The organism is Myxococcus sp. AB056, assembly GCF_006547365.1.
Taxonomy (GTDB): domain Bacteria; phylum Myxococcota; class Myxococcia; order Myxococcales; family Myxococcaceae; genus Myxococcus; species Myxococcus virescens.
Genome location: NZ_VHLB01000170.1, coordinates 1 through 6,538 on the forward strand (window position 1 = coordinate 1; position 6,538 = coordinate 6,538).

Sequence of the window (6,538 nt, forward strand, 5' to 3'; positions counted from 1 at the left end):
CTGGGGGCTCGCGGGGGCCTCGGGACGAGGGGCCGCGGCCTGGGGCGCGGCGCTGGTCTCCACGGCGAGGGGCTCTTGCGCGACGGAGCGAGCCAACCGCTCCACCATGTCCGTGGTGAGCGACTCCTCTTCCATGGCCGCGGCGGGCGGCGGTGGCGGCGGGGCCGCCTGGGCTTCCGGATCCAACGCCGCCGCGAGCTTCGCGAAGCGCAGGGCCAGGGGCTGGCGGTAGATGGTGGAGACCCACTCGCGGACGCGCACCTCGGTGGCCACCCAGAGCTCGAGCGGCTTGCCCAGGAGGAAGCCGACCTCGTCGAGCTCCTTCTTGGGCACCGGGTAGCCGCTGGCGACGTGCAGCGTGTTCCCGTCTAGGGACAGGGGGACGACGCACAGGCGCTCGGCGATTTTGGGCGGGATGAAGGAGGCGACTTCGGGATTGGGCTCGAAGTCCATCAGGTTCACCGGCATGAAGCCGGAGACCTCTCCGAGCATCGCGAGCACTTCCGCCTCGCTGGCGATGCCCTGCTCCAACAGCACGGAGTCCACCTGCCCGCCCAGGGTCTGGTGCTGACGCAGCACCTCCCCCGCCCTCTCCTGCGTGAGAAGCATGCGTGAGACGAGGAACTGGGCGAGACGGGCGGGCATGTAGGACGCGGCATCTTACGGCCGCGGCCGCAAGGCACAATGAGCCGGTGGTTCAGCTCGGTTGAACGACGAAGGTGGACGTCAGCTTGTCATGAAGCGTCTGCCCGCGCCGGTCGAAAAGCGCCATCCAGAAGCCACCAAGGAAGAAGACGAAGGACACGCCGGAAAGCAGGGCTCGCACGATGGCTCGTCCCGGTGCCGGGGCAATCCCATGTGTGTCCACCAGCCGCAGCCCCAGGAGCAGCCGTCCGAGCGTCCGGCCATTCCAGAGGAAGGCCGCCACCGCGCAGTATACGAGCGCGAGCACCAGAACGAGGAAAAACCCGGGCAGGAGGATGGTGTGGAAGGCGCGCAGCCAGGCCACGAAGGCATCCAGCCCCGTCAGCCCCGCTTCCGGCGTCTTCAGCCCCGTCACCGACGAGGCCAGGGTGAGGTAGAGCGCCGCCACGCCGGCGATGGCCGCCGTGTCGATGGTGAAGGAGAGCAGCCGCCGCCACAGGGAGGCTGGGCGGGCGTGCACTTCCGTGACGCCCGAGGCGGACTTGACCTGGGCCTTGGACGGGGGCGCCTTGATGGCCTCGGAGCGCGCCACCCCTACGGACACGCCGGGGAGAAGCGGCTCCATGTTCGGCAGGGCCGAAGGGGCCGCGGCCGGGGACTCCATCGCCGGGAGACCCGTGGAGGCGGCTTCGACGTGCTCCATGCGAGGCAGTCCGGAAGTGGACGCGGCGGGAGGCGCCGCCTGCTCCATGCGGGGCAGGCCCGCGGGAGGCGCCGCCTGCTCCATGCGGGGCAGGCCAACGGGCGCAATCGCAGGAGCCGCCAGCTGTGCCGGGGCCTGCGGGTGCGGCGCGGGCGCCACCGGCGGCGTTCCATAGGCCGGCGTCATGGGGGAACCCGTCGCGGGCTGGGGCTGAGCGGCGCGAGGCGCGGCGGCACCGGGCTGAGGCGGGCGCGGCGCGGCGCCTGGCTGCGCGGCGTGAGGCGTTGCGGCTCCCGCGTGCGGAGATGCAGCGCCAGGCTGCGCGGACCGAGGCGCGGCCTGCTGAGGCGCGGTGGCACCGGGCTGCGCGGCGTGGGGTAGTGCGGCACCGGGCTGCGCGGCGCGGGGCGCTGCCTGCTGGGGCGCGGCGACGGGCTGAGCGGGACGAGGCGCGGCGGCACCGGGCTGCGCGGCGCGAGGCGCGGCGACACTCGGCTGCGCGGCTCCGGCCTGCTGAGGCGCGGCGGCACCGGGCTGAGCGGCGCGGGGCGCGGCCTGCTGAGGAGCGGCGGCCCAAGGCGCAGCGGCACCCGGCTGAGCGGCACCGGCCTGCTGGGGCGCGGCACCCGGCTGCGCGGCGCGGAGGGCGGCGGCACCCGGCTGTTGCAGTGGCCGGGGCGTGGCGGCTGGCTGCGCCGCGCGAGGCATTGCGGGGCCCGGCAGCGGCGTGGACAGGGGGGCGACGGAAGGAGGAGGCGGCGGCGCATGCTGCGCCAGGTCGGCGAACGCGGGCGTGCCCGGGAGCGTCGAGAGCTCTTCCTCGCGTTGCTCCGTGCGGCGGTCGATGCGGATGTCGCGATCGAGGAGGCTGGGCACTCCGGGTGAGCGGACAGTGACGGTGTCGCAGGCCGCGCACTCACCCACGGGTGGAAGCATGGCACCGCACTTCAAGCACTTGGACAACGGACTCCTCCCGGCTGGACGACTGCTACATGAAAAGACAGCCATGAGCCGGGGGCAAGAAAAGTGCGAGCCCCCGAGGTCCCTTGCTCGAAGGACCGTCAGGGGCTCATCACCGTGTCATGCGCGTATCCCTCGGGGGGACGTCGCGTGGAGAGTCCTTCACTCTCAGGCATGTACCCGTCGCCGCCCGGCTGCGCCCACCAGCAGGAGCACGACGATTGCGCCAATCACCGACATGATGATGCCTGAGGGCCTCAGGTCGAAGAGCCGACCATCACGCTGGAACAGCGAACCGACAAGGCCGCCCACGAGCGAACCGACCATGCCGAGCAAGGTCGTTGCGATGAGCCCCATGCTCTGCTTCCCGGGGAGGATGGCGCGGGCGATGAGACCCGCGATGAGGCCGATGACGATGAATGCGATGATCCCCATGAGTGTCTCTCCTGTGTTGAGGGTCCCCCTGAGGTCCCCTACGGCAGAAACGTAGGAATCATCTTCGGACAGTGTGAACCGCCCACTCCGTGCGCTCGGCTGCCCCCCTGCTACCCGAGTTCGTCGTCCAGGTGCATCATCACCGCCAGCGCCGCGAGCGCCGCCGTCTCGGTACGGAGGATGCGCTTGCCCAGGGTGACTGGCCGCGCGCCCAGGGCCGTCAAGGCATCCACTTCTTCACGCGCAAGCCCCCCTTCGGGGCCAATCACCAGTGCCACGGCGGTGCCCGCGCCCGCGGCCCGGAACGCTTCGCCCAAGGGCACGGCCGACTCTTCCTCGTCGAGCACGAGCAGCACGGTGCCCGCGGTCAGCGAGCGAGCCGCATCCAGCAGTGGGGCAGGCGTGGCCACGCGTGGCACGTCGTTCCTGCGGCACTGCCGAGCGGCCTCCTCGACAATCTTCGTCCACCGGGAGGTGCGCTCCTCCGCGCGCTTGGGCTCGAGCTTCACGACACTTCGCGCCGTGGCGACGGGGTGGAAGGCGGTGGCGCCCAGCTCGGTGCCTTTCTGGAGCACCAGCTCCAGCTTGTCGCCCTTGGGCAGGCCTTGGAGGATGCTGACCTCGCGGCGCGGAGGGGCCACGCGCGCGGTGCCCAACGTCACGCGCACGACATCTGCCGTGACGTGGGCCACGCGGGCCTCGAAGGCCCGGCCCTTCCCGTCGAAGACCTCCAGCGCGTCGCCTTCCTCCAGCCGCAGGACATGCAGGAGGTAGTGACGACGCTCGCCGGTCAGCTCCACTTCGGCGGGAGCGGGCTCGGGCAACGGGGCGAAGAGGCGGACCAAGGCGATTTCTCCAGAGCGCGGGGGGTTGGACTCTGACCCTGGGGGCCACCGACTTCAAGGTGTCAGGTTGGCAGACAGTTGCTCCGTCCGCGTCCTGGCGTGCTCAAAAGATGCGCTGACTGCGGAAGCCCAGGGTCCTCGCTGTCGTGGGGGAGTTGAGGCACGATAGCGGGCAGTGCTCGTCACCATGCGTCGCAGCGACAAAGCCACATCACACTCCAACGAAGATGTGGTGCTGGCAACCAGCTCGCTTCAGGGCGAGCGCCGCGTGGCCATCGTCCGCGTCCTGGTGGTGTTGCTGATGGCGGTCAGCCAGGTCGTCATCGCCTGGGGCGGAGGGGAGACGTACTCGGCACCGGTGGACGGCGTGCGCCTGCAGGCGATGGCCGCGTACGTGCTCTTCTCCGTCGTCGCCATCGCGGTGCTGCTGCTCCAGAAGCCGCACCCGAAGCGGGCCCGGTGGCTGCCCGTGCCCACGACGCTGGCGGACACCAGCTTCTTCTCCTTCATGGCGTGGCACACCTGGCGCATCTCCGGCGTCTTCGATGCCGGCATGTTGTGCGCCAGCCTGGGCATGGTGCTGGCGTTCTCCGTGGTGCGTTACTCGTGGTGGCACGTGCTGTTATCCACGGTGCTGTCCAGCGGCGCCTATGCGCTGCTCGCGTGGATGACGGGGCACGGCTCGGTGGCGCGCATCAGCTTCGTCCTCATCTGCTACGGCGCCTTGGGCGCGCTCATCGCGCTGACGAACTCGGAAGTGGGTGGCATGTTCCTCAATTTGCGGCGCCGCGACGGCCTGTCCCGCTTCCTGCCCCGGCAGGTGGTGGAGCGGGTGATGCAACTGGGGGATGACTCCCTCCAGCCGGTGCAGCGCGACGTCACCATCCTCTTCAGCGACATCCGCGACTTCACCACGCTGAGCGAGACGCTGGACCCGGGACAGGTGTTGGAGTTGCTGGACGACTACTTCGGGCACATGGCCCACATCGTCATGGCGCGCCACGGCATCGTGAACAAGTTCCTGGGCGACGGGATGCTCGCGTGCTGGGGCGTTCCGGATGCGCGCGAGAACCACGCGGAGCTGGCCATGCGGGCGGCGCTCGACATGCGCGCCAAGCTGGAGGACATCAACGCTCAGCGCGTGCAGCGAGGCCTGCCGCCGCTGCGCATCGGCATCGGGCTGCACACCGGCATGGTGGCGGCGGGCATGCTCGGCGGCGCCGAGCAGCACGAGTACACCGTCATCGGTGACGCGGTGAACCTGGCGTCTCGCGTGGAGGGCCTCACCAAGTCCCACGGCGTGGACATCCTGGTGAGCGAGCGGACGTGGCAGATGAGCGGCGGGCATTTCACGGGCGAGCGCCTGGGCGAAGCGCACGTGAAGGGCCGGCGGGAGTCCGTGGTCGTCTACTCCCTGCACGGCCCGCGCACCCATGAGGACGTCCCGCCCGTGCTCAAGGCCGCGGCGGGCACGTAGCGCCTCGCCGCGGCTTGGGGGCTCAGGCGGGCTGTGACACGCCGGGGTCCGTCATCACCTCGGCCCGCAGCGTCTGCTTCATGCCCAGCGAGAACAGGGCCACGGTGAGCAGGTACACGGGCTCGATGAAGAAGAGCAGGGGTCCGCCCAGGGACAGGCCATGCGTCTTCTTCTCGAAGACGACGTGCGCGCCGACGACGAGCGCGAAGCGCACGGCCATGACGCCCACCGCCACCGCGGTGGCGGTGCCCACCGGAAACCTCGCGACGACGGCCTCCGCGGCGAGCAGCGTGGGCGCCAGGGGCAGCGCCATCAGCAGCCCCGCCGTCCACTCCAGGGAGACGGCGTAGAGGACTACCGCGAGCAGCAGCACGTGCGCCGCCGTGAGCGCCGCGTCACCCACGGGCAGCCGGACGAAGCTGAGCGGGACGAGCAACGCGAAGATGAACATGTAGGCCCCCACGAAGTGCACGGCGCGGCTCACGCCGTTCTCATGCAGGGGCAACCAGACGCGCAGCTTGTCGGCGAAGCTCGTCATGGCGTGGGACTACGCGCGGACCGGCGTGGTGGCGGCCTGCTGCTGCGGCTTGAGGACGTAGTCCCCCAGGAGCACCGCGACGAAGAAGAGCGGACCCACCAGCGCGTGCACCAGGTTGGTGAGGAAGGAAGGCGACTTCTTCTCCCACACGCTGTGTCCGGCCAACTGCACCAGCCACGCGAACGCGGCCATGACCACCACGCTCCACGTGGGCATCATCCGGCCCACCGGGAAGCACGCGGCCATGAAGAGCACCACGATGATGCCCAGCTTCACGTCGGCGCGCAGGTACCAGACCGCCGCCAGGGCCAACACCACCATGCCCAGCGTCAGCGAGCCGCCGGGAATCGCGGGCACCGCCATCAAGTGCACCCAGTCCAGCATCGCGACGATGTGGAGCACGATGAGCGGGATGGCAATCTTGTGCGTCAGCCGGTTCGTCGGGTGCTGATGCGAGGAGTAGTACTCGTCGAAGAGGGCGACGACATGGGGCTTGAGCATGCGTCCTCCGGAAGCGAAGGGGTGTGGATGCTCCGCAGCGTAGGGGAAGTGGCGCGGGGTTTCCTGGCCGCGGACGCCAATCTCCTGGCCGAGCACGCCACCCGGGCTCAGCCCGCTTCGGGCCGTTCACGCCAGACGCGGGGCGTCATGCCCGTCCACCGCTTGAAGGCGCGGTCGAAGGTGCTCAGCTCCGAGTACCCCAGGAGGAAGGCCACCTCGCTGACCCCCAGGTGCGCGTCCCTCAGGTAATCGAAGGCCAGCTCACGGCGCACTGCGTCGACCTCGTCCTGGAAGGACGTGGCGTGCTCGGCGAGCCGGCGCTGGAGGGTGCGGGGGCTGACGTGGAGCTGCCGGGCCACGTCGCCCATCTGCGGCGCTCCGTTCCGCAGGGAGGCGCGGAGGGCGTCGCGGACCTGTTGCAGGAAGGGGGGCGT

The 6,538-nt window shown here is 70.4% G+C and carries 7 protein-coding genes and 1 pseudogene; 1 reads left to right on the forward strand and 7 read right to left on the reverse strand.

Annotated features, from left to right (window positions below; translation table 11 throughout):
- The 4 genes and pseudogenes from FMP39_RS36570 to FMP39_RS36585 all read right to left on the reverse strand — a co-directional run.
- Positions 1 to 645 (reverse strand): annotated as a pseudogene (locus FMP39_RS36570) (FrgA protein); the annotation flags it as partial.
- A 52-nt stretch (positions 646 to 697) separates the two neighbouring features.
- Positions 698 to 2,284 (reverse strand): RDD family protein, encoded by a 1,587-nt coding sequence (locus FMP39_RS38630; RefSeq protein ID WP_305036091.1) that lies wholly within the window; start codon positions 2,282 to 2,284, stop codon positions 698 to 700.
- 192 nt (positions 2,285 to 2,476) lie between these two features.
- A complete protein-coding gene (locus FMP39_RS36580) occupies positions 2,477 to 2,743 on the reverse strand; it encodes a GlsB/YeaQ/YmgE family stress response membrane protein (RefSeq protein ID WP_090484944.1) in 267 nt (88 codons plus the stop codon).
- A 110-nt stretch (positions 2,744 to 2,853) separates the two neighbouring features.
- Positions 2,854 to 3,588, reverse strand: coding sequence for a 16S rRNA (uracil(1498)-N(3))-methyltransferase (locus FMP39_RS36585; RefSeq protein ID WP_141594567.1), 735 nt, complete (start codon positions 3,586 to 3,588; stop codon positions 2,854 to 2,856).
- Between the two features lie 229 nt (positions 3,589 to 3,817).
- Between FMP39_RS36585 and FMP39_RS36590 the strand changes: the two genes are divergently transcribed.
- Positions 3,818 to 5,065: an adenylate/guanylate cyclase domain-containing protein gene (locus FMP39_RS36590; RefSeq protein ID WP_228558639.1), complete on the forward strand. Its 1,248-nt coding sequence runs from the start codon at positions 3,818 to 3,820 to the stop codon at positions 5,063 to 5,065.
- A gap of 22 nt (positions 5,066 to 5,087) precedes the next feature.
- Here the strand turns inward: FMP39_RS36590 and FMP39_RS36595 are convergent, their stop codons facing one another.
- From FMP39_RS36595 to FMP39_RS36605, 3 genes are all read right to left on the reverse strand, one after another.
- Positions 5,088 to 5,603: a DUF962 domain-containing protein gene (locus FMP39_RS36595; protein WP_141594569.1), complete on the reverse strand. Its 516-nt coding sequence runs from the start codon at positions 5,601 to 5,603 to the stop codon at positions 5,088 to 5,090.
- A 9-nt stretch (positions 5,604 to 5,612) separates the two neighbouring features.
- Complete coding sequence (locus tag FMP39_RS36600; RefSeq protein WP_011551256.1) at positions 5,613 to 6,104, reverse strand: DUF962 domain-containing protein; 492 nt, start codon at positions 6,102 to 6,104, stop codon at positions 5,613 to 5,615.
- Positions 6,105 to 6,211: 107 nt separating this feature from the next.
- On the reverse strand, positions 6,212 to 6,538 hold a 327-nt coding region (locus tag FMP39_RS36605), incomplete at its 5' end, for a helix-turn-helix transcriptional regulator (RefSeq protein ID WP_141594570.1).